We start from the raw sequence: 21,522 nt of genomic DNA on the forward strand, positions 1-21,522 counted from the left end.
GTCAGGCGGTGGCGCGCGACGTGGCGGTGATCCGCGCGCCGATCTCGTCGGCGCCGCGACGAACGGTGTTGACCAGCCGCGCTTCCACCTGCTTATCGCGGACACGCATCTTCGGCACCGAGATGCTCAACGCCGCGAACACCTCCTGTTTCGGAGCAAAAACGGGGGCGCCAAAGCAGCGGCCCTCGAGCACGCTCTCCTCCGCGTCGATACTGTAGTTGCGATTGCAAATCCGCTCGTACTCCGCCTTCAGCGCGATCTCGTCGACGATGGTGTGGCTCGTGAACCGGCTCAGGCCATAGCTGCGAATCAAGCGCTCTCGAACGCCGTCCGTCTGGTACGCGGTGATGGCTTTGCCCAGCGAGCTGGCGTGTGGCGGCAGGATGCGACCGACCGTGTTGCCCATCCGGATGAGCTGTGGGCTCTCGATCGACGAGACGACCTCGATGCGGTTGTCGAAGCGCATCGCCAGGCTGACCGTCTCGCCCAGCTCGGCGATCAATCGGCGCATGATCGGCTGCGCCGCCTCGATCAAGTCCGCGAGGAACTGCTCGCGGCCCCATGCTCGCACGCCGGCGGAGACCGAATAGCGCCCCACGGGATCGCGCTCGAGATAGCCGGACACCTCCAAGGTGTGCACCATGCGGAAGACGGAGCTCTTCGCCAAGCCGACGGCCAACGTCAGCTCATTGAGCGACAGCGGCTGCGAGGAGACCCGCAGGATGGCCATGATGTCGAGCGCCTTCCCAATGACCTTCGAGAAGTACTTGTCGTCTCGCTCGGTCTCGGCTCGGCGGATGATCCGCGCTGCCTTTGCGGGGGGACGAGTCATGTTTCGAAATTCTACACCTCGTTGCGACATATTGAACGGATGACGCCGGGGCCAGTTTGATTGAGTCGCGCCGTGTCAACTTGTGCCGCCGGGGCGAGGTCACCGCAACCCAGGACGGGACGAATCGGGATACACTCCGTCGCGAGTGAACCGAACCATGACGCGACAGACTCTTCTGACGGCAACCCTCGCCGGGCTGGCGACCGCAGCGGTTCTCTTCGCACGACAACCGGACGCGGCGGCGCCCTCGTTCGATCTCCTCATCCGCCACGCCCGCATCGTCGACGGCAGCGGAAGCCCGTGGTACCGGGGCGACGTGGCGATCAGCGGCGACACGATCGTGCAGATCGCTCCGGTGATCGAGGCCCCGGCGGCGAGTAGCACGGACGGACGTGTCATCGACGCCAAGGGGCTCATCCTCGCTCCGGGGTTCATCGACATCCACACTCACGCGCGGCGCGGCATCTTCGACGTGCCCACGGCCGAGAACTACGTGCGCCAAGGCGTCACGACGGTCATGGAAGGGCCGGACGGCAGCTCGCCCCTGCCGCTGCAGGCCTTTCTCGAGAAGCTCGAAGCGCTGGGCACGAGTGTGAATATCGGCAGCTTCGTGGGTCAGGGATCGATTCGACGGGAGGTGATGGGAGAGGTCGATCGCGAGCCCAGCGCCGGCGAGATCGAGCGCATGCGCCGGCTGGTCGATCGGGAGATGCGCGCGGGCGCCTTCGGCCTGAGCACCGGCTTGTTCTATGTCCCCGGCACCTTCTCCACGACGTCAGAGGTGGTCGAGCTCGCCAAGGTGGCCGGCCGCTACGGCGGCCTTCACATCTCACACATGCGCGACGAAGCCTCGAGGGTGGCCGACAGCGTGAAGGAAACCATCACCATTGGCGAGCAAGGCGGCCTGCCCACGCAGGTCACCCATCACAAGGTCGTGGGTGTCGCCAACTGGGGGCAGAGCGTCGAGACACTGCGCCTGGTTGACGAGGCACGGGCACGTGGCGTGGACGTCACGATCGATCAGTATCCGTACACGGCGTCGAGCACCAGCGTGCAAGCGGCGCTGCTGCCCACCTGGGCGCAGGAGGGCGGAGAGGAGCGTATCCGGGCGCGACTACGCGACCCAGCCACACGCGCCAAGATTCGCGCGGAGACCGTCAGGATCATCCGCGACGAGCGTGGCGGCGGCGATCCAAAGAACGTGCAGCTTGCGCGGTGCGACTGGCAGCCGTCACTGGCCGGCAAGACGCTTGGCGACGTGACGCGCGAGCGAGGGCAGGAGCCGACCCTCGAGCAATCCGCCGAGACGGCGCTCTGGATCATCGAGCAAGGGGGCTGCCAAGGCATCTTCCACGCAATCGGCGAGGAGGATCTGGTGCGAATCCTGCAGCATCCGGCGACGATGATTGCGTCGGATGGCGAGGTGCCGATCTTTGGCGAGAACGTCCCGCACCCGCGGAGCTATGGCACCTTCGCACGCGTGCTCGGCGTGTACGTCCGCGAGAAGCGCGTGCTCACGCTCGAAGAAGCGGTCCGCAAGATGAGCGCGTTGCCAGCGCAGCGCCTGTCGCTGGGCGATCGCGGGCTGCTTCGTCCTGGGCTACGCGCCGATCTCGTGCTCTTCGATCCGGCCAGCGTCCGCGCGTCCGCGACCTACGAACGTCCCCATCAGTACGCCGAGGGTGTCTCCCTCGTGGTTGTCAACGGTGAGATCGTGTTCGAGCAGGGTGCCATGACGAGCGCTCGTCCCGGCCGTGTGCTCTACGGGCCCGGTCGGCCAGCGGAGGCACCGACAGGATCGTCCGGTGCGCGCTAGGCGGACGCCTCGGCGAGGCGCCGGGGTCCCCAGCGCGGCAGCCGCGCTGGGGTGGCCCGTCCCTAGCGGTTGACCCACGGTGTCGCGTCGTACACGAGCAGGTCGGCTTGATTGTCGCTCTCCGTCATGAAGTAGGCGCGCATCGAGCCATTGCCGAGCGGCTCCAGCCAGAACGCATTGTGCGTGAGGGCGAGACCGGGATTGTCCCCTGCGCCTTCATCGATGAAGAGATTGACCGGGATTTGGTGCTCCGAACGAGCGCGGCGCAAGTCGACGAGCTCCAAGCCGCCGAACGCGATGTCGCCACGCGGCGTAGTGTAGCCGCCGACGCCGGCGCACAACATGTACTCGACGCCCTGATAGTGGCAGTCTTGATAGTCGATGTAGAACTGCGCGTTCGGTGTCCAGCCGGAGGACACGACCTTCGGGTCATGCGTCCGCTCAATGAGCTTCCACGTATACAGGCGCCGTGAGCCCCAGCTGACGCCGTGGAGTATGCCTCGGTGAACGTTGTGCACGATACCGCCGATGTGATCGTTCTCGCTGAAGACGCGCTCGACCGCGAGTGTCTTCGGATCGACGCGGTAGATGTTGCTCTTGCTGTTCGGCCGGTACTCGGCCACGGGTACCCACAGGTGCTTGCCGTCGTAGTCGATGCCGCCGGGATGATACGTTGTGCCGTTGGTGAGCTCGACCTTGCCGATCAAATGGCCAGCGGCGTCGAACTTGAACAGCCACGCACGTCCAGCGCCCGTGGAACGATCGAGTGAGAAGTCGTAGACGGCGTCGGTCTCGGTGCCGTTACGTTCGGTGCTCTCGAGCACCTCGACGGCAGACACATAGAAGGTCTGCCCGATCTTGACGAGCCCCTGCGTGTGAAACGTCGGCCAATCCATCTCCACGGTATCGACGTGCGTCCAGATCGTATTCTTTCCCATGAGACGGAACAGTCTCGTCGTGTCGTTGTCGCGTGACGGTGGCCATCGCCTCTCGGGAGCATCGCGCCGCGTGCCGCTCGCCACACCACCGACGTCTTGGCCCGCCGTGGCGCAGATGGTGCTGGTCAGGAGCAAGCCAAACGTGAGGAGTCGAATGGGTATCATGATGTTCCCCGATGGTAGGGCACGCGCGCCGTCACGGCCGCCTCGGCGAGGCGGCCCTACCTTGAGCTGCAAGTATGGCAAATGTGTGACGCGCCGGTAATATTTCCGTAAATGCCAATGAGTGAGTGTTTCGAAGGGAGGGTCTGAGATGGCGATAGAACGATCGGATGGTAACCGCGCGATGCGGAGATCTCGCCGTTCATGGCGGTGCTCGGTCGGTGCTCCTGCTCTTTTGGTCGCCGGTCTGACGATGGGCGGGGTGATGCTTTCGCAGGTCGCGGCAGCACAGGCGCCAGAGCTCGGGCAGGGTTGGCTGGCCGAGTTCAATATGGCCGCGCGCCAGCTCGGAGAGCTCGCCGACGCCACACCTGCGGAGAAGTTCGGCTGGCGGCCTGCAGCGGGCGTCCGCTCCATGAGCGAGGTCTACGTGCATGTTGCGGTGGGCAACTTCTGGCTCCTCGAACAGGCGGGCGTCAAGGTGCCGGACGGCCTGTCGAAGCTGCCCAAGGATCCCGAGAAGAGCATCACCGACAAGGCGGAGGTGCTCAAGTGGCTCCAGGCGTCGTTCGACGCGGTCCGTAAGAGCTATCCGACCACGGACAGAGAGAAGAAGGTGGAGTTCCGTGGTCAGGAGACAACGTCCGAACAGGTGTTTCTGCGCATCCTCGTCCACAACCACGAGCACATGGGACAAGCCATCGCGTACGCTCGTATGAACGACATCGTCCCTCCCTGGTCGAAAGCGAGTGGCGATTAGGAGGCCGCGCCCGCCGAGGGTGCTGCGCCGTTCAGCCGGGACTGCCGGTACGCGCTGGGCGCCACGCCCGCCCAGCGCTTGAACGCCTTGTGGAAAGCGCTCTCGGTCTCGTAACCGACCTGCGCGGCAATGTCACCGACCCGAGCATGGGTGGAGGCGAGCAGGCGACGGGCACGATGCATCCGCCAGCGCGTGAGGTACGTCAGTGGCGGCTCGCCGACAAGGGCCGAAAATCTGGCGGCAAACGCGGATCGTGACATGGCAACGCGAGCAGCGAGCGACTCAACGGTCCAGCCGTCCGATGGACGCGCGTGGATCAAGCCGAGCGCCTCACTGATCTGCGGATCGAGCAACGCGCGGAGCCAGCCCTGTACGCTCTCGCCGCCTTGCGCCAGGTGCGCGCGCACAGCCTGCACGAGCAGGATGTCCGCAAGGCGGCCTACCACCGTAGCCGCGCCGAGCTGGCCGGAAGACATCTCCGTCGCCATGAACTGGAGACTCGCTTCGAGCCACATCGGCGGCGGGCCCTGGTCGCCCGTGACATGGATGATGGGCGGGAGCGCAGCAATCAACGGATTGTCCGCATCATCGAACGCAAAGCAGCCGTTTACGAGCGTCGTCCGCGCGCCGCCGCCGCCGTACTCGAACACGCCTCCAGGTTGACAGTCTCGCCGCGCCGGGTTGCGACACAAGATGTCCTTTGCGGGCAGCGGCACCGTGGCGGCGTTGTCCTTGATCACATGTCGTTGGCCCTTCGCCAGCAGGACGAAGTCGCTCCCAGCGACGTGCAGCGGCGCCTCCCTCCCGTCCACCTCGATCCAGGCCGTCCCACGCGTCACGACATAAAAGCAGGCATGCGCCCGCCAGCCCTCCATGACGAGCCCCCATGGCGCGGAGAACTCCCATCGGCCATGCACATCGTTCCGAAACCCTACTGACTGGACGACGTCGGTCAAGACATCCATAGCAGCACCGCTATTACTCTACACGCTCCTGATCAATTGAGACGAATGGACATATATTTGCGACTCTTGACGGTCGACACTCCATTGTAGCGGGTCTATCGTCGTTTCCAGCCCTCGAGGATCTCGATGAAAGAGGGCGGAGGGACGATAGACGATGGAGCTGTTCACTTCATATCAGTTGGGCGATCTCGCCGTGGCGAATCGGATGATGATGTCGGCCATGACGCGGAATCGGGCGGTGGCCGGCAACGTGCCGACTCCCCTTGCAGCGACCTACTACAGTCAGCGCGCCACGGCTGGCGTGATCGTGACCGAAGCGTCACAGGTGAGCCCGCAAGGCGTGGGTTACGTCCGCACGCCGGGGATTCACTCTGCGGAGCAAGTTGCCGGGTGGCGCATGGTCACCGACGCGGTGCATCGGGCCGGCGGCGTCATGTTTCTACAGTTGTGGCATGTCGGGCGTATCTCGCATCCCGACTTCCACGGCGGTGAGTTGCCAGTGGCACCGTCGGCCATCGCGCCGGAAGGTCAGAGCTACACATACGCCGGACCGAAGCCCATGGTCGCGCCGCGTGCGCTCGATCTCGCAGAGTTACCGCACATCGTCGACCAGTTCCGGTGCGGCGCCGAGCAGGCGAAGCTCGCGGGATTCGACGGTGTGGAGATCCATGGGGCGAACGGATACTTACCCGACCAGTTCCTGCGGGACGGCGCCAACCAGCGCACGGATGCGTACGGGGGCAGCATCCCGAATCGCGCCCGTCTCCCGCTCGAGATCGTGGAGGCTGTCGCCAGCGTTTGGGATGCCGGTCGCGTCGGCTACAAGATCTCGCCGACGAGCGCCTTCAACTCGATGAGCGATTCGAACCCGCTGGCCACGTTCTCGTATCTGGTGAAGGAGCTCTCGGCCCGCGGTGTGGCGTATCTCGCGGTCAACGAAACAATCGGCGGCCAATGGGCCGTCCCAGCCCATCAGCGGATCACGCCCGCGCTTCGCGCGCTGTTCCGAGGGACGCTCATCGTGAACGGCGGCTACGAGGACACGTCTGGACAGGCCGCTATCCGCGCCGGCGGTGCCGATCTCGTGGCGTACGGGGTCAGGTTTCTGGCGAACCCAGATCTTCCACGACGGTTCAAAGAACAGGCGCCGCTCAACGCACCTGACCCTGCGACGTTCTACGGTGGTGAGGGGGCGGGGTACGTTGACTACCCGTTTCTGGATCCCATTGCGGCCGAGCCCGTGTAACGACGATGGTGGCCGACACCGTGGACCATTGGCGGCTATTCGCGGCGCTGTTTAAGGAACCAGGAATAGAGGTCCTGGCCTTCGTAGACACGCGTCCACACATTGTGCCCGAGATCTTCGTGGACGGTAAGACGGACGTCGGGATGTCCGGCGGCTTCGAGCGCGACGGCCATCTCGAGTGAGCGCGACGGCTGCACGACCGTATCGCGGCCGCCATGAAAGATCCAAAGCGGCAGCTTTTGCGCCGCCAGGCGATCGACCATCTTCGGATCGCCGCTGCCGCAGATGGGCGCGATGGCGGCCCAGCGCTCGGGACGTCGCGTGCCCAGAAACCATGTGCCGTGGCGGGGCGGTCCCCTCCGGCGAACGTTCCGGCAGCGGCGGACGCTCCTCTGGCGGTGGCGTGAACATCGGCATTTGCGGGTTGATGATGATGAACGGAAGATCGCGTCCCTGAATCCAGGCTTCCGCCAACGGGCCGTACCTTAGGGTGTACTCGAGCTCCTCGAGTCCGTCGCCACGCTCGCCTCCGCCGTGAAGAAACAGAATCACCGGCCACTTCTTCCCGGTCTCCGACTGATACCCCACGGGCAGGTAGAGAAAATACTCCCGCGGCTCGCCGGCGGCCTTGCTGTCGTAGCGCTTGCGAACAAGCTGCGCGCCGGTGCGGACATCGACTTCGTCGGCCCTGGCGGGGAGATGGCCGAACAGCGCGACCGCGCCGGCGCTCATGGTCTGTAACATGCGGCGTCTTTGCATGGATGGTGTTCCGTTCTCTCCTAAGCGTTCTATGCCTAGAGTAAACTATGTTACGAAATTGATGTCAACACTCGGGCACGCTTCGCATTAGCTCCGGGATTTCAGCTATGACGGAGTGCAGTAAGCGGATCGACGCGCGTGGCCCATCGCGCGGGTATGAAGCAGGCGGATGCGGCAACGACGAGAATGAGCGCGGCCGCGCCAGCGAAGGCCCAGTAGTCCAGAGGCTCAACACCAAAGAGCTGATTTGCGAGCACGCGGCTGAGGAACGCAGCCACCGCGAGACCTATGGCCATACCGGTGGTGGCAAGTCGAAGACCATCGAGCAGTACACTGCCGAGAACCTGGCGCGGCTGGGCGCCCAACGCCATGCTGATGCCGATGTCGCGCGTGCGCCGCGTGACGTGGTACGCCATCACAGCGTAGATACCAATCGTCGATACGACGAGCGCCAGAAGCGCAAGCGCGCCGAGCAGCAAGGTCCTGAATCGCGGGACGGCAATCGAGTCGGCCACGAGCTGATTCATGGTCTTGACATCGTCAGCCGGGACGGTCCTGTCCGCCGACCAAATGGCCTGTCGTGTCTCGGGAACCAACATAGCCGGATCCACTGTCGTTCGAACCACGAGGAACGTGAGAAGGCCCTGGTTGGCGGATCCTGCGTCCTGATCGTACGGGACGTAGTATTTCGGCTCGGCTGGCTGGTCGAGTCCCCAGTGCTTTTCATCATCGACGACGCCAACGACCGTCCGCGACATGCCGCCAGTGATGAGTCTCTGCCCCACCGAGTCCACCGACGGCCACAACTGATGGGCAAGCCGCCGATTCACGATCGCAACAGGATCGCTGCCATGTCGGTCCCGGTCGCTGAAGTGCCGCCCCGTCAATAGACCGACCTTCATGACTTGGAAGTAATCGGCGCTCACGACGTTCGCCTCACCAAACTGCTCACCGTCGATGAAATCGCTCGAGATTCTCGCCTTCGTCGAGCGTCCACTCAGCGGCAACGTCATGACGAGCGCCGCTGACGACACGCCACGTTGAGATCGAACGTTGCGCAGCACCTCTCTGTGAAACCGACTGATTTGCTCCCATGAGTTGTCTCGATGCCCAGGTGGCATCAGTCTCGCAGTCAACACCGAGTCCGGCGAAAAACCCATGTCGACACGATTGAGCGCCGACAGGCTTCGAATCGTCAACCCGGCACCAACCAGGAGCACGAGCGCCACCGCGACCTGGAAAACGACGAGCACGTTGGTCAGCCGCACCGAGCCGGGGCGCAGGGATGGCGCGTTCTCGTCCGCCTGAATCGTCCTGGCAAGCTCCAGACGGTTCAGCGCGAGCGTCGGCACCACGGCAAGCAGCAGTGCGACGCCTACGGATATCGCAAGAGCCGCGAACAGTACGGTCCCGTTGATGCCAATGTCCTCGATGCGCGGGATGTTGTGCGGAAAGAAGGGAATGATGGCGTGCAACGCCCAGTAGGTGCCGACCAGACCGGCGATGCTTCCGGAAACCGCCAGAACGAGGTTCTCTGACAGCGACTGCAGCAACACACGGGTACGGCTGGCGCCGAGCGACAGGCGCACCGCGGTCTCGCGCAACCGTATCGTGGAGCGCACGAGGAGGAGGTTTGCCACATTCGCGCAGGCGATCATCAAGACGAGGACAACGGCCCCGACCAGCAGCATCACGGCAGGGCGCAGGTGTCTCGTCACCCGATCGACGACCCGCGCGAGCAGCGGCCTCGCGCCTGGCGAGGTGCCGGCATCTGTCTGGTTCGGTTGGGACATCAAGCCGGTCAGCTCACTTCGGGCTTGCGCGACGGTGGCCCCGGCACCGAGCCGTCCCAACACCGTAACCCGGTGTCCCGGCGCGTCCGGTGCCGCCATCGGCTCCCACATCTCGCTCACCAGCCCAGGCACTTGAGAAGCGTCGGCTGGGTAGCGAAAGTCCGACGGCATCACGCCGACGATCTCGTACAACTGGTCATCCAGAAGAACCGTCTTCCCGACAATGCGTGGATCCGCCCCGAAACGGCCAGTCCACAGACGATGGCTGATGACGACAACGCGGCGGCGAAGCCGAACATCGTCGTCCGCCAACGTTCGACCGAGTGCCGCACGGACGCCCAGCAGAGAGAAGAAGTTGTCGGCGACAGCGAGACCGAAGACATATGTGGGGACGTTGTCTGCACGCAGATGGTGCCGCGTCCATTCCCAGGCCGTGAGCTCTTCGAAGGTCACACTCTGATCTTTCCAAACCGCCAGCTCCGCCAGCGAGGTACCGTCCGTGTACCCTGGCGGCGCCTTGGGGCGACTCTGGGAGATATGAATGAGATTCTCGGGCGCGCGGAACGGCAGCGGTGCGAGCAGCAGCGCATGCAGGACGCTGAACACCGCCGTCGTGGCACCGATGCCGAGCGTCAACGACAGGAGGGCGGCGACGGTGAAACCGGGACTACGCCACATCATGCGCAACCCAGCCCGAAGATCACGCCCGAACATCTCGAGCGCGATCCCTCTCCAACCGTCTCTCACCTTCTCCTTCACCTGCTCGGAGCCTCCGAGCCGCAGCCTCACTGCTCGTTGTGCCTCCTCCCGCGTGAGCCCGCGCGCCATGCCGCGCTCCACCTGAATGTCGAAGTACGCCTGGACTTCATCATTCAGCTCCTCTTCCACCCGAAGGCGATCGAACCAACGCTCGAGGATGCGTGTGAGCCGCCAGAGCCACGACATGGGTTATTTCTCCTCCGATGGACGAGAACGAAGACTACTCCTGCCGCAGTGCCGACATCGGATCGATTCGCGACGCCCACCAGGCAGGGATGAAACAGGACGTCAAGGCGACGGCAAGGAACAATGTGCTCACTCCCAGCAGGGTCGGCCCATCGAGGGAGCTTGTCTCGAACAAAATCGACTGGATGACGCGCGACAGCGGAACGGTCGCGAGCAGGCCGATGGCAATTCCCACCAGAACAGGCTTTACACCCCCGGTGACCACCATGCGAATAAGATCGCGTCGTGTCGCACCGAGCGCCGCCCGGATCCCGAGCTCCTGTGTTCGTCGTGCTGTAACGAATGCTAGCAGACCGTAGATGCCCGCACAGGCCAGGAACATAGCAAGCGCTCCGAAGCCCGCCATGAGCAGCGCCATCAGCCGGCGCGGCATCGCCGCTTCCGTCTTGATCTGCTCCACGGTCATCGGGCGAAGCAGCGCTTGATGCTTGTTTACGTTCCAGACTGCATGTTGGACGGCTTTGATCAGCGCGCTGGCGTTGCCATGCCCCTTTGCCACGAGTCCGAGGCCGACGACCGGATTCTGCGCAAAGCTCGCATAGACGCCCACGTCGCTCGGGCGCTCCAAGCCGTTGGCTTTCTCGTCGGCGACGACGCCAATAATCTCCCACGACACTTCGGCTCCCACCCCGCGTCTCGAGGGAAGGATGCGCTCGACGAGAATGCGCTTCCCTACCGCGGGCTCGTCTGGTGAGTAGCGTTCGGCAAATGACTGGTTGACGACGACGACCGAGGGGGAGCCTGCCGTATCCTGCTCGTCGAGCAGACGCCCCTCGACCAAACGGAGCCCGAGCGCGGGAAAGTAGCCCGGCGTGACGATCTTGAATCCGGTTCCGCGGATTCGATCGAATTCATCTGGCAGACGAAACCGCACGCCGTTCCCCCAGCCGCGCAACGGCAGCGCCGTCGTCATGGCAGCCTCCTGCACGCCGGGCACCGCACGCACCGCGTCCAGCAGTCGATTGATGTACTGAGTCAATTCGCCCGGGTTCGGGTCGCGGTCCCTCGGCAGCGGCAGGGACGCTGACATCACCCCATCGGACACGAAGCCAACGTCGACGGTCATCAGCCGCTGGAGGCTGCGAATCAACAGGCCGCCTGTGACGAGAAGGATGAACACCACCGCGACCTGTGCGGCGATGAAGGTCTGACGCGCACGAACGGGGCGGCGACCAGTCGAGCTCGTCCGCCCGCCTTCCGTGATCGCGTCGGCCGCATCGCCGCGCGCGGCCTGAATGGCTGGCGCTACACCACAGGCCAGGCTCGTGATGATCGTGATCGCAGCCAGAAACAGCAGCACGCGACCATCCATCGAGACGTTCACCTCGGACGGGAGAAAGAATGGTGGCAGCAGCTGTTGAATCCAGCGCAGCAGGCCATAGCCGAGCGCGAGGCCAATGGCCTGCATCTCCGCTCGTGCTTCTTGCACCGGGACACCGTGCTCCAGCCGCGCAAACGCAGTGAGGTAGTGATAGTTCCGGGGAGCGTCAGAGGGCAGCACGAGTGGAACCCACAGATCTGCCCATTGCCGATCGAATGGGCTCTCATCGGGCAGCACCCCGATGATCGTATAGGACTCTCCGTTGAGCAGGATGTCGCGGCCGATTACAGGGCGGCGAGCGCCAAGCAGGTTGTGCCATGAGCGATGACTGATGACCACCACCTTCTCGCTACCAGGTTGGTCTTCGTCTTCCGCGAAGGTTCGGCCGAGCATCGCGGTCATGCCGAACACGCGCGACAAACCTCGCGCCGTGCCGCGCTCGATCAGCGTCTCGAAGTACTCTCGCACCTCGGCGTCCAGCTCCTCGTCGACGCGTTGCCGACGATATATGCGCTGATACAGATGCCTCAAGCGGCTCGTCCACACCACAGTCTAGGTCTCCTCGGCGAGCACCTGGTTTACGGCCGTCTGCACCTTGGCCCAGTGACGCTTCTCCTTGGCCAGTTGCGCCCGACCGGCCCGCGTCAAGGTGTAGAACTTGGCGCGGCGACCGTTCTCCAGCTCGCCCCACTGCCCGTCGATCCACCCCTTCTCTGCCAATCGGTGCAGCGCTGGAAACAGAGATCCCGGCCCAACCATGAACACGCCGCGCGTCACCTGCTCGATGCGATCGGCGATCCCGACGCCATGCAGCGGTTGCAGCTGGAGCGTACGGAGAATGAGGAGATCCAGCGTTCCTTGAAGAAGATCAGCGGCCTTCGTCATGCGCTGGACTATATCGACCGCCGATATCGGATGTCAATAGACTTGAGCTGTGAGGAGGATCGGAACTGGCACAAGTACCGTGCCAGACTCGCCCCGGGGCGAGCTCGGTACCATTCTTGCGCCTTTGAGTAGCTTGGAAGTTTCGTCGCGATTCGAACGTGACGCTGCGGGCCGAGTAACGGCCGCCTCGGCGAGGCGGCCCTACCTAGTCGGTTCGCAATGCGTCCACCGGATTGAGATGCGCCGCGCGGCGCGCCGGAAGGTACGAGGCGAGCAACCCCACGGCACCCAGGAAGATGGCAACGCCAGCAAACACCCCCACATCGAGTGGCTCGACGTCGAACAGCAGGCTCGAAAGCGCCCGCGTGATGGCAACCGCACCACACAGCCCCACGGTGATTCCTGCGAGTGCTATGCCGAGGCCCCGGCCGAGGAATTGGCGCAGGAGGTCGCGACGGCTGGCGCCGAGCGCGACGCGCACACCCATCTCCTGTGTGCGGCGGCTGACGGCGTACGCCATCACGCCGTAGATGCCGATCGCGCCAAGAAACAGCGCGATGCCCGCGAACACCATCAACACGCTCGCGGTGAATCGCGGCTGCGCCACGGATTCGGCGAGGAGCTCGTTCGCCGTGCGGATATCGCTGACCGGCGTGTTCTTGTCTAGCGAAGCGACCATGCCCCGAAGGTTTCTCGCGAGCAGCACAGGATCGCCCGTCATGCGAGCCACAATCTTCGTGGGAGCCCAACCATATTGCGCGGCAGGAAAATACAAGATCGCACTTCCTTCGTCTGCCAGGCTGCTCCACTTGACGTCGTCCACGATCCCGACGATGGTGATCCAGGGTGAACCGGGGCCGGGGGTTCTGATACGTTGGCCAACTGGATTTTCGCCTGGCCAGTACGTTTTCGCGAGGCTGCGACTGATCAGCGCGACCGGTTTGGCGCCCTCCCTGTCCTGCTCGGTAAACGCCCGTCCCGCGAGGAGCGGTACCCGTAAGACTCTCAAGTAGTCAGGGCTGATGGGCGCGAACGAGTGCGTCTGGCACCAAGCTCCTCCCGCAGTTTCTGGATCGGGTTGTCCCTCGATGGCGAAAACACCGCCGAGCCTTTCGCCTCCAAACGGGATCGCGGTGGCGAAAGCTACGGCATGGACATTGGGTAGCTGGCGGAGACGACTGACGACCTGCTCGACGAAGCGTCGCTTCGCCTGCACATCGGGGTACTTGAGCTCAGGGGGAACGACCGTGGCGGAGACGAGCTGCTCCGCGTGGAATCCAGGATCGACGTTGGTGAGATTCCAGAGACTTTTCATGAGCAGGACCGCGGCAACGACCAGCACGAGGGCCAGCGCGTACTCCGCCCCGGCCAGAAGATCGGAGGCCCGGCGTTCCGGCCGTCCCGTCATCATTGACCGTCCGGCGCGAGACAGCGCGGCGCCAAGGCTAGAGACGGTCGCGTGCAATGCTGGCAGCAGACCAAACAAGAGTCCCGTCAGCACGGAGAGTCCGAGCGCATAGCTCAGCACTCGGACGTCCATCTGGATCTCCTCGATCCGAGGAATGTCCGGGGGAAGTAGCGATACAACCGTCTGAAGACTGGCAAAGGCCAGCGCCGTCGCTAGCACGCCCGCGAGGAGTGAGAGCGTCAAGCTCTCAACCAGGAGCTGGCGGAACAGCCGCCCACGGCCGGCGCCGAGGGCGCCACGGATGGCGAGCTCTCTGTGCCGCGCCATTCCACGTGCGAGCAGGAGATTGGCGAGGTTGACACAGACGATCAGCATCACGCTGCCGACAGCGGCCCAAAGCACGACTAACGTTCGTTCAATGTCGCCAACAAGTTGCTGCCGTAGGGGCATGACGTCTGCTCGCTGCTCCCAGCCCCGGTAAAACGACTCAGATGGAAACAGCTCGCGCAATGTGGGCGTGAATGACCGCACTTCCGTGCGAGCCTGCTCAAGACTTACGCCCGGATGTAAACGTCCAATGGTCCACGCATTGATCGCCCAAAGATCAATGCGGTCGGCTCGATCGATCGTGAGCGGTATCCAGAATCCTGTATCGCGAGATGGGAAGCGAAATTCGGGGGGCATAACGCCGACGACGGATCGTGGCACGCCGTCGAGCACCAGCGATCGGCCGAGGATGCTCTCGTCGCCGCCAAAGCGTTGCTGCCACAAGCGGTGACTCAAGACGATAACCGCGTCGGCACCGGGGCGCATCTCTTCGTCACGAAACGTGCGACCAAGTACCGGCAGCGTGCCGAGCACGCTGAACAGCTCCGCGCTTGCCCTGGCTCCCATGAGGCGGACTGCCTCGTGGGATCCGGTCAGAGTGAGCTCCTGCCCGTCGCGGTAGGCACCGATACGCATCGTCTTGCCGCGCTCGCGAAATGCCAAGAACTGGCCTTGCGGTTGGTAACCGCCGAGGTGGGCATGAACGAGCCGGTCAGGATCCGGATACGGCAGCGGTCTCAGCAAGACGCCGTTGACAACAGCAAAGATGGTGGTGTTCGAGGCAATACCAACGACGAGCGTCAACAGCGCCACGGTCGTGAAGCCCGGCTGCCGGCGAAGCTGCCGGAGCGCGTAGCGTATGTCCTGTGCGATGTGCTCCACCCACCGCGTCGGGCGCACATCACGGCACTCCTCCTTCATCCGCTCGACGCCGCCGAACGCGAGGTGCGCTTCGCGCCGCGCCTCGGCCTCGCTCATGCCAGCCCGCATGTAGTCCGCAACCTGGCGCTCGATGTGGTCACGGAGCTCCGCGTCGAGCTGCGCATCGATCCGCCGGCGGCCGAGCAGTCGCTTCCACCAGATCATCTCGCTCTATACACCTTTGACTTCGACATATACCAGATGAACGGTAGAAGGTCAAGGCGTTCAAAGAGTCGCTGCGAGACGACGGGGCGCCCTCTGCCCCTCCTCGCGACAGTCCTCGTCGGTACTAGTCTTGCGCCATGGATTGGTCGAACAGAGACAACGCGGTCACTCGCTAGAAACGAATCGGCAGTTAGAATCGGACGAATCGGCAGCGACATCAGGGACGAATCGGCGATGAAGCGCTGGACGAATCGGCAGCAAGCGGTCAGACAATGCAACACAACAAGGCGGTCGACCTCATCGGGAAGGGCGTGCAGCGAGGGGACACCGCGTGGGCCGACCTCGGGTCTGGCGACGGCACGTTCACACGCGCGCTGCGCGAGCTGCTCGGACCCGACGCGGACATTTATGCTGTAGATGTGGACGGATCCACACTAAAAAGTCAGAAGAAGGTCCTGGGAAGTCACGCCGATCTATCGAAGACGCATCTCATCGAGGCAGACTTCAGACGGCCACTCGAGCTGCCGCCTCTCGACGGGATGCTCCTGGCAAACGCGTTACATTTCGTCCAGGATCAGATCACAGTGCTGAGCCAGCTCCGCGGGCATCTCAAACCGTCGGGACGTCTTCTCGTCGTCGAGTACGACATCACGCGCGGCTCCATGTGGGTTCCGCATCCGCTTCCGTTCCGAACCCTGGTGCGGCTCGCGCCTGCCGCCGGCTTTCAACCACCCGTGCTCCTGGCAACGACGCCCAGTCGATTCAGGAGCCAGATCTACTCAGCATTGGCCGTCACGGGTGAACGGCGTCATCGCGAGATGAGCCGGCCCGAAGCCAATTTCGCCGATCGCGGAGGTAGCCGATGATCGCCATAGTCCTGGCCACCCTATGTACAGGCGTCTTCGCGGGCGCCGCCATTTACATCACGCTGGTGGAGCACCCGGCCCGCTTGGCTTCTGGCACGGCGGCGGCGATCGCTGAGTTCCGTCCAAGCTATCGCCGCGCGGCGCCAATGCAAGCGTCACTGCGCTTACCTGTTTCGTAAAACGGGGGCTGTCCCCGTTTCTGTTTTCACCGCCCCGGGACGTTCGAGGTAAGTGTCGCCCGGTGGGGCGAAGCCGAACGGCTCGTAGAGGCCGTGCGCGTCCTGCGTGTGAAGCGCCCAGCGAAAGTGGGCACCGGAACCACGGTCGATCATGGTCCTGACGAGCTCCTTGCCAACGCCGCGTCCCCGGGCCCGCTCCAGCACGAAGACATCAGCAAGGTAGGCATACGCCTCGCCGTCGGAGATCGCGCGTGCGAAGGCCACCATCTGTCCGCTGGCCTTCTCGTACGCCCCCACGACACGCCAGGCGCTCGCGATCTGTCGCTCGACAATGTCGCGTGTGCGCCACTTACCCCAATACGCGTCGGTCGAGAGGTACGCCCAGACCGCATCGCGATCCACGCGTTGTGGATCGTCATCCAGTTCGACCTCACCGTGCTCGATCACCATGGCCTACTGCTCGACCACCTGACCAAACGGCGTCAGCTGTTCGCGGATCTGTGCGCGGTCGCCGACGACGACGATGGTCATGGTCGGGTCCTGCAGGTAGTCCTTGGCGATGCGTTGGACATCTGTCGGCGTGACCGCGTAGACGTTCTTGACGTAGGTCGTCAAATACGCGTCTGGCAGTCCGTGGAGGCCCAGAAACGCGAGCTGGCCGATCACGCCTTCACGGCTCGAGTTCCGCAGGACGAAGATCCCGGCCACGTAGTTCTGGATGCCTTCGAGCTCGTTTGCGGACGGCGCTTCCTCCTGCAGGCGCTGAATCTCGTTGAAGATCTCACGCATGGCCGCCCCAGTGTCCGCGGTGGTCACGTCCGCGCTCTCCACCCAGTGCGCAGCGCGATAGCGCACGCCAACGGCGCTGGAAGGCGAGTACGTGTAGCCCTTGTCCTCGCGAATGTTGGACGTAATGCGCGATCCAAACGAGCCGCCCAGCAGCGCGTTGGTGACCTGGAGTGCCATGTAATCCTCGTGCGATGGATCGACAACGGGCAAGCCGATTCGCAACGTCGACTGTGGAGCACCCGGGCGGTTGATGAGGTGCACCACCCGCTTGGTCACAGGCTTGGGAGGCTTGATCAAAGGCTCTTGTCCGCGCCCCCAATCGCCGAAGCTCTCGCGAATCGCCTCTTCGACGTCCCCTTCATCGAACATCCCAGCGACATAGACGTGCGTGCGCTGGGCACCAAAGTTCGTCTGGTAGAAGGTCTTGACTCGCTCGATGTCGTAGCTGCCGATCATCTCCTCGGTTGGGAACACGCGCCCATAGGGATGATTCGGATAGAGCAGCTCCATGAAACGCTCTTCCGCCAGCGGCTGGGCCTGGCTCTTGGCGATCGACAGATTCCGCACCATGTCCTTTTGCAGGCGGCCCAGCTCGGACGCCGGGAAGGCTGAGTGTCGGACGACGTCCGCGAGCAGGCGAACGAGGCCGCCGGCGTTCTCACTCAAGGCGTCGCTCGCAACCGTGGTCTCGTCCAATCCGGTGCTGATCGTCAGCTCGCCGCCCATCGCCGCGACTTCGGACGCGAGCGCCTCCGCCCCGCGCGTGGCGGTGCCTTCCTTCATCAGGTCTGCGGTGAGATCGGCAAGCCAGGTTTCATCCGCACCCTCATTGAGGTTGCCCGAGCGCACGATGACCGAGACGGTGACCTTGGGCAGCGTTCCATAAGGCACGAGCGTCGCGCCCAGGCCGTTGTCCAACTGAAAGCTCTTCTTGGCGGGAAGCTTGAACGCCTTCGGCTCGCCACCCGGTGGGGGCTCTTGCTTTTGGGTAGAAACAGCGGAGACCGCCAACACACTTGCCAGAGCCGTTGCGACGCTCAGTCGAACCATCATTGCGCTCCTCCTTGCCCCTTCTCCGCTCCGGGTTCGATGGTGTAGATGGTGCGATCGGCCGCGCGCAAATAGCGTTTCGCCACCGTCTGGACCAGCTCCGGCGTCACCTCCCGCAAACGCTGATCGAGCGTATTGATTTGGGCCGGATCGTCATCGAACAGCGCAAAGCAGGCGAGCAGGTCCGCTCGGCCGAAGCCGAAGTCGCTGCCGACGGCGTCGTAGAAGCTCGAGCGCCACTTGGCCAGGGCCCGATCCAGCGCCGCCTGGTCGACCGGCGTGCTCTGGAGCGTTCCGATCGCTCCGTCGACCTCTCGCATGATCTGATCGCCCTTCACGCTCGAGTCGTGATAGAGCGACGCCATCCATAGAGTTGGGCCGTTGTAATTGAACATGTGCCCGAGCGGCCAGTTGATACCGCCTTCCACCTGGTCGGTGAACCCGTTACGTTGCACGAGTGCCTGGTGCAGCAGGCTGTCGTCTCCCTGGAGGAGAATCTGGTCGAGCACACCCAGAGCGAAGTATTCCGGGGAGCCTCGGTCCGGCATGCGATACGCGAAGGCGAGCGCGGGACGATTCGCCTGCGGCGCCACGCGTGAGCCGTGCCGTTCCTCTTTTTGCGGCGGCTCGGAAATGTCTGGCAGCGCGGCCGTCTCGGCCCTCGGAATATCTGCGAAGTACTCGCGGATCCAGGTCAACGCCTGCTTCGACTCGAAGTCGCCCACGACGACCAGGGCAGCATTATTTGGCGCGTAATACGACTTGAAGAAGCGCTCGACATCCGACAAGCTCGCCGCATCGAGGTCTGCCATCTCGCCGTAGAAATTGTGTGAGTTGTACCAATTCGTGAACGCGACTTGCGGCACATCGAGCCACGGAAAGCCGCCGTAGGGCTGATTGAGCACGTTGACACGCACCTCGTTCTTGACCACGTCGCGCTGATTCTTCAAGTTCTCCTCGGTGATGGCGAGGCCGCGCAGGCGGTCCGCCTCGGCCCAGAGCATGGTCTCGAGCTTGTGCGAAGGGACGATCTCGAAGTAGTTCGTGAAGTCGTATCGCGTGGAGCCGTTGAGAATGCCCCCGTTCTGCTGCACGAGCTGAATGAACTCCATCTTCCCGAGGTTCGCCGATCCCTGGAACATCATGTGCTCGAACAGATGCGCAAAGCCGGTGCGTTCCTTCGGCTCGATGCGAAATCCAATGTTGTAATAGACGGCAACCGTCACGATGGGCGAGGTCGTGTCTGGCGAAAGCACCACCTTCAGCCCGTTATCGAGCGTGTGATACTCGACCGGCACGCTGAAGGCGTCCGTGGTCTCTTGGCTTTCCTCCTGCGTTGCGCAGCCGAGCGCCAGTGCGCTCAGCGCCGCGATGAGCGCAAGACGAGGCAGCTCGCTTCTTGTCATGTCACCCCCTATGGAACCGCCGGAACCAGTCCGTTCAGACAGCGATCTTGGTCTCGATCGCGTCGTAATCGACACGCACGCCACGGTCTGTCGCGTCGAGAAGCCCCGCGCCTGTTAGAGCTTGGACATCCGCGTGCACGTTTCTGTAGTCGCGTCCCAGGGCCTGCGCCAGCGCTCGGACACTGGTGACCTTGTGCCGGCGTACATACCGCAGTAGCTCCATCCGCTTCCCTGTCAGGACGCGTGAGAGCGCCTCCCAACTTTCAAATGCCAAATGGCGCTCACGGAAGGACTCACCACGCTCCGCTCGGTGCCAGGCCTCGAGGAACCGGCGGCTCGCATCGTCTTCGATAGCGCCGCCTACCGTAATCCTTGCTTTGCTCATGTGCCACCTCGAATCCCCATTAACAAGCTGGCGCAGCGGACCATATGGTGTCAACTGCCATATATATTGGCCTGGCGGCGAGATGCGGCCGCTGATGGTGGCAGATTCGCCGTTGACGCAGACGCGCGGTCCGGTTGATATTGTGACCTCACGCTGATATCTTCAGTAAAGTTGATATCTGAAGGAGGCCATTATGTCTCGTACAGTTGTCGATATCGACGAGCAAGCTTTGATTGAGGCCATGAAAGAGTACGGCACCTCAACAAAGGTCGAGGCGGTAAACCGGGCACTCCGTGAGGTGGCCAACCGCCGTGCCAAGCGGCTCCGCAAGGCGTTCAAGGTCTGGGATCGAATGGCCGCCGATATGGTGGAGGTCGATTGGGACGAGGCATGGCGGCGGCGCGGGTGACCGGTGCGGAGTCGTCCGCTCAGGACGTGGTCGAAGAGCCAGAGAGCCCACTTTATCTCATCGATAAATCGGCCTGGGAACAACGCCAGCATAGCGTGACCGCAGGCCAGCGCATCAACCATCTGGTCATTGAAGGCCGGGCGGCAACCTGCTGGCTAGCGGCGCTGGAACATCTCTATTCGGCGCGCAACAGCGCAGACCTGTCCGACCGGCGCGACTCCCTCGACCTGCTCGTCTGGTTACCTGTCACGGCGGCGGTGGAGTCGACAGCGTTCGATGTCATGGCGAGACTCGCCCGAAAAGGACAGCACCGCCTTCCCCTTCCGGATATCACCATCGCGGCGACAGCTCTCGTGCACGGGGCAATCGTCATGCATTACGACAGTGATTTCGAACGCATCGCGGAGGCGACAGGTCAGCGACACGAATGGATCGTGCCGCGCGGTACCGGCCACGGCCGCAGGACCGAGGACACTGGCCGGCCGCCAGGATGAACTCGTGGTACATGCGACCACCTTAGTGGTAGATTCCCTCCTACAACCCTCCGACAAGAGTAGCAACGGGAACACGCAGGGCACCTACGGGGTCAAATCTCATTACGACGTGACACATGCTCGAGGCCCGCGCGCTGAGGAAGCGATACGGCGCCCATCTGGCCGTGCAGTCGGTCAGCTTCCACGTGCAGCGTGGCGAGATTCTCGGCTATCTCGGGCCGAACGGATCCGGTAAGACGACGACCGTCAACATGATCGTCGGGCTGTTGGAGCCGGGCGGCGGCTCCGTCTCGCTCGACGGGTGTCGTTTGTCCGAGAACCCGCTCGAGTACAAGCGGCGGATCGGCTACGTGCCTGAGGAACCGTATCTCTACACGCACCTCACGGCACCGGAGTACCTGACGCTCGTGGGCCAGCTGCGTGGCATGCCCCGCCGCCTGCTCGACGCGAAGATTGCACGTCTGTTGCAGCTATTCCTGTTGTACGAGAGCCGCTACGGCGCCATGTCTGGATATTCCAAGGGCATGCGCCAGCGCGTCATGCTGGCGGCCGCTCTCATGCACGATCCAGATCTGTTGGTGCTCGACGAGCCGTTCGCCGGCCTCGACGTCAATGCCGGGTTCCTCTTTCGCGCGCTCCTC

General features: G+C 63.5%; 21 protein-coding genes. 9 read left to right on the forward strand and 12 right to left on the reverse strand.

All coding sequences use genetic code 11. From position 1 onward, the window contains the following. Position 1 precedes the first annotated feature (1 nt). On the reverse strand, positions 2 to 862 hold the full coding sequence (locus tag GEV06_18980; GenBank protein ID MPZ19976.1) for a helix-turn-helix domain-containing protein: 861 nt from the start codon (positions 860 to 862) through the stop codon (positions 2 to 4). A gap of 127 nt (positions 863 to 989) precedes the next feature. On the opposite strand from GEV06_18980, the gene GEV06_18985 reads away from it, so the two are divergent. Continuing rightward, positions 990 to 2,648: an amidohydrolase family protein gene (locus GEV06_18985; GenBank protein MPZ19977.1), complete on the forward strand. Its 1,659-nt coding sequence runs from the start codon at positions 990 to 992 to the stop codon at positions 2,646 to 2,648. Between the two features lie 62 nt (positions 2,649 to 2,710). On the opposite strand, the gene GEV06_18990 is transcribed toward GEV06_18985, so the two are convergent. Beyond that, positions 2,711 to 3,751, reverse strand: a complete 1,041-nt coding sequence (locus tag GEV06_18990; GenBank protein MPZ19978.1) for a hypothetical protein — start codon at positions 3,749 to 3,751, stop codon at positions 2,711 to 2,713. 250 nt (positions 3,752 to 4,001) lie between these two features. Between GEV06_18990 and GEV06_18995 the strand changes: the two genes are divergently transcribed. Beyond that, positions 4,002 to 4,508 (forward strand): damage-inducible protein DinB, encoded by a 507-nt coding sequence (locus GEV06_18995; protein MPZ19979.1) that lies wholly within the window; start codon positions 4,002 to 4,004, stop codon positions 4,506 to 4,508. On the opposite strand, the gene GEV06_19000 is transcribed toward GEV06_18995, so the two are convergent. After that, complete coding sequence (locus GEV06_19000) at positions 4,505 to 5,473, reverse strand: helix-turn-helix domain-containing protein (protein MPZ19980.1); 969 nt, start codon at positions 5,471 to 5,473, stop codon at positions 4,505 to 4,507. The two genes, GEV06_18995 and GEV06_19000, sit on opposite strands and share 4 nt — an antisense overlap. Before the next feature lie 154 nt (positions 5,474 to 5,627). Between GEV06_19000 and GEV06_19005 the strand changes: the two genes are divergently transcribed. Beyond that, positions 5,628 to 6,719: an alkene reductase gene (locus GEV06_19005; GenBank protein MPZ19981.1), complete on the forward strand. Its 1,092-nt coding sequence runs from the start codon at positions 5,628 to 5,630 to the stop codon at positions 6,717 to 6,719. Between the two features lie 35 nt (positions 6,720 to 6,754). On the opposite strand, the gene GEV06_19010 is transcribed toward GEV06_19005, so the two are convergent. Further along, a complete protein-coding gene (locus GEV06_19010) occupies positions 6,755 to 6,982 on the reverse strand; it encodes a prolyl oligopeptidase family serine peptidase (GenBank protein ID MPZ19982.1) in 228 nt (75 codons plus the stop codon). A 271-nt stretch (positions 6,983 to 7,253) separates the two neighbouring features. Between GEV06_19010 and GEV06_19015 the strand changes: the two genes are divergently transcribed. Beyond that, complete coding sequence (locus tag GEV06_19015; protein MPZ19983.1) at positions 7,254 to 7,460, forward strand: hypothetical protein; 207 nt, start codon at positions 7,254 to 7,256, stop codon at positions 7,458 to 7,460. Positions 7,461 to 7,579: 119 nt separating this feature from the next. Here GEV06_19015 and GEV06_19020 read toward each other — a convergent pair whose 3' ends face one another. The 4 genes from GEV06_19020 to GEV06_19035 form a co-directional block, all read right to left on the reverse strand. After that, a complete protein-coding gene (locus GEV06_19020; GenBank protein ID MPZ19984.1) occupies positions 7,580 to 10,216 on the reverse strand; it encodes an FtsX-like permease family protein in 2,637 nt (878 codons plus the stop codon). Positions 10,217 to 10,250: 34 nt separating this feature from the next. After that, the gene (locus GEV06_19025) at positions 10,251 to 12,146 is read right to left on the reverse strand and encodes an FtsX-like permease family protein (GenBank protein MPZ19985.1); all 1,896 of its coding nucleotides are present in this window, start codon (positions 12,144 to 12,146) and stop codon (positions 10,251 to 10,253) included. 3 nt (positions 12,147 to 12,149) lie between these two features. Next, positions 12,150 to 12,482 carry a PadR family transcriptional regulator gene (locus GEV06_19030; protein ID MPZ19986.1) on the reverse strand — a complete coding sequence of 111 codons (333 nt, stop codon included), beginning with the start codon at positions 12,480 to 12,482 and terminating at the stop codon, positions 12,150 to 12,152. A 205-nt stretch (positions 12,483 to 12,687) separates the two neighbouring features. Further along, positions 12,688 to 15,303 (reverse strand): FtsX-like permease family protein, encoded by a 2,616-nt coding sequence (locus tag GEV06_19035; protein MPZ19987.1) that lies wholly within the window; start codon positions 15,301 to 15,303, stop codon positions 12,688 to 12,690. A gap of 272 nt (positions 15,304 to 15,575) precedes the next feature. On the opposite strand from GEV06_19035, the gene GEV06_19040 reads away from it, so the two are divergent. Together GEV06_19040 and GEV06_19045 are read left to right on the forward strand one after the other, a co-directional pair. Beyond that, on the forward strand, positions 15,576 to 16,169 hold the full coding sequence (locus GEV06_19040; GenBank protein MPZ19988.1) for a methyltransferase domain-containing protein: 594 nt from the start codon (positions 15,576 to 15,578) through the stop codon (positions 16,167 to 16,169). Next, positions 16,166 to 16,348 (forward strand): hypothetical protein, encoded by a 183-nt coding sequence (locus tag GEV06_19045; protein MPZ19989.1) that lies wholly within the window; start codon positions 16,166 to 16,168, stop codon positions 16,346 to 16,348. Before GEV06_19040 ends, GEV06_19045 begins: the two co-directional genes overlap by 4 nt. Here the strand turns inward: GEV06_19045 and GEV06_19050 are convergent. From GEV06_19050 to GEV06_19065, 4 genes are read right to left on the reverse strand one after another with little or no spacing between them, the layout of a single operon-like run. Then, positions 16,334 to 16,798, reverse strand: coding sequence for a GNAT family N-acetyltransferase (locus GEV06_19050; GenBank protein MPZ19990.1), 465 nt, complete (start codon positions 16,796 to 16,798; stop codon positions 16,334 to 16,336). The two genes, GEV06_19045 and GEV06_19050, sit on opposite strands and share 15 nt — an antisense overlap. Before the next feature lie 3 nt (positions 16,799 to 16,801). Next, positions 16,802 to 18,187 carry an insulinase family protein gene (locus GEV06_19055; protein ID MPZ19991.1) on the reverse strand — a complete coding sequence of 462 codons (1,386 nt, stop codon included), beginning with the start codon at positions 18,185 to 18,187 and terminating at the stop codon, positions 16,802 to 16,804. Beyond that, a complete protein-coding gene (locus tag GEV06_19060; protein MPZ19992.1) occupies positions 18,187 to 19,593 on the reverse strand; it encodes an insulinase family protein in 1,407 nt (468 codons plus the stop codon). The genes GEV06_19055 and GEV06_19060 overlap by 1 nt, the downstream gene beginning before the upstream one ends. 34 nt (positions 19,594 to 19,627) lie before the next feature. Then, the gene (locus tag GEV06_19065) at positions 19,628 to 19,978 is read right to left on the reverse strand and encodes a hypothetical protein (protein MPZ19993.1); all 351 of its coding nucleotides are present in this window, start codon (positions 19,976 to 19,978) and stop codon (positions 19,628 to 19,630) included. Positions 19,979 to 20,171: 193 nt separating this feature from the next. On the opposite strand from GEV06_19065, the gene GEV06_19070 reads away from it, so the two are divergent. The 3 genes from GEV06_19070 to GEV06_19080 all read left to right on the forward strand — a co-directional run. After that, on the forward strand, positions 20,172 to 20,387 hold the full coding sequence (locus GEV06_19070; protein ID MPZ19994.1) for a hypothetical protein: 216 nt from the start codon (positions 20,172 to 20,174) through the stop codon (positions 20,385 to 20,387). Beyond that, positions 20,369 to 20,881, forward strand: a complete 513-nt coding sequence (locus tag GEV06_19075) for a PIN domain-containing protein (GenBank protein MPZ19995.1) — start codon at positions 20,369 to 20,371, stop codon at positions 20,879 to 20,881. Before GEV06_19070 ends, GEV06_19075 begins: the two co-directional genes overlap by 19 nt. A gap of 116 nt (positions 20,882 to 20,997) precedes the next feature. After that, positions 20,998 to 21,522: ATP-binding cassette domain-containing protein (locus GEV06_19080; GenBank protein ID MPZ19996.1), on the forward strand; the 525-nt coding region annotated here is incomplete at its 3' end.

Source organism: Luteitalea sp., assembly GCA_009377605.1.
In the GTDB taxonomy this organism is placed as follows: Bacteria; Acidobacteriota; Vicinamibacteria; order Vicinamibacterales; family Vicinamibacteraceae; genus WHTT01.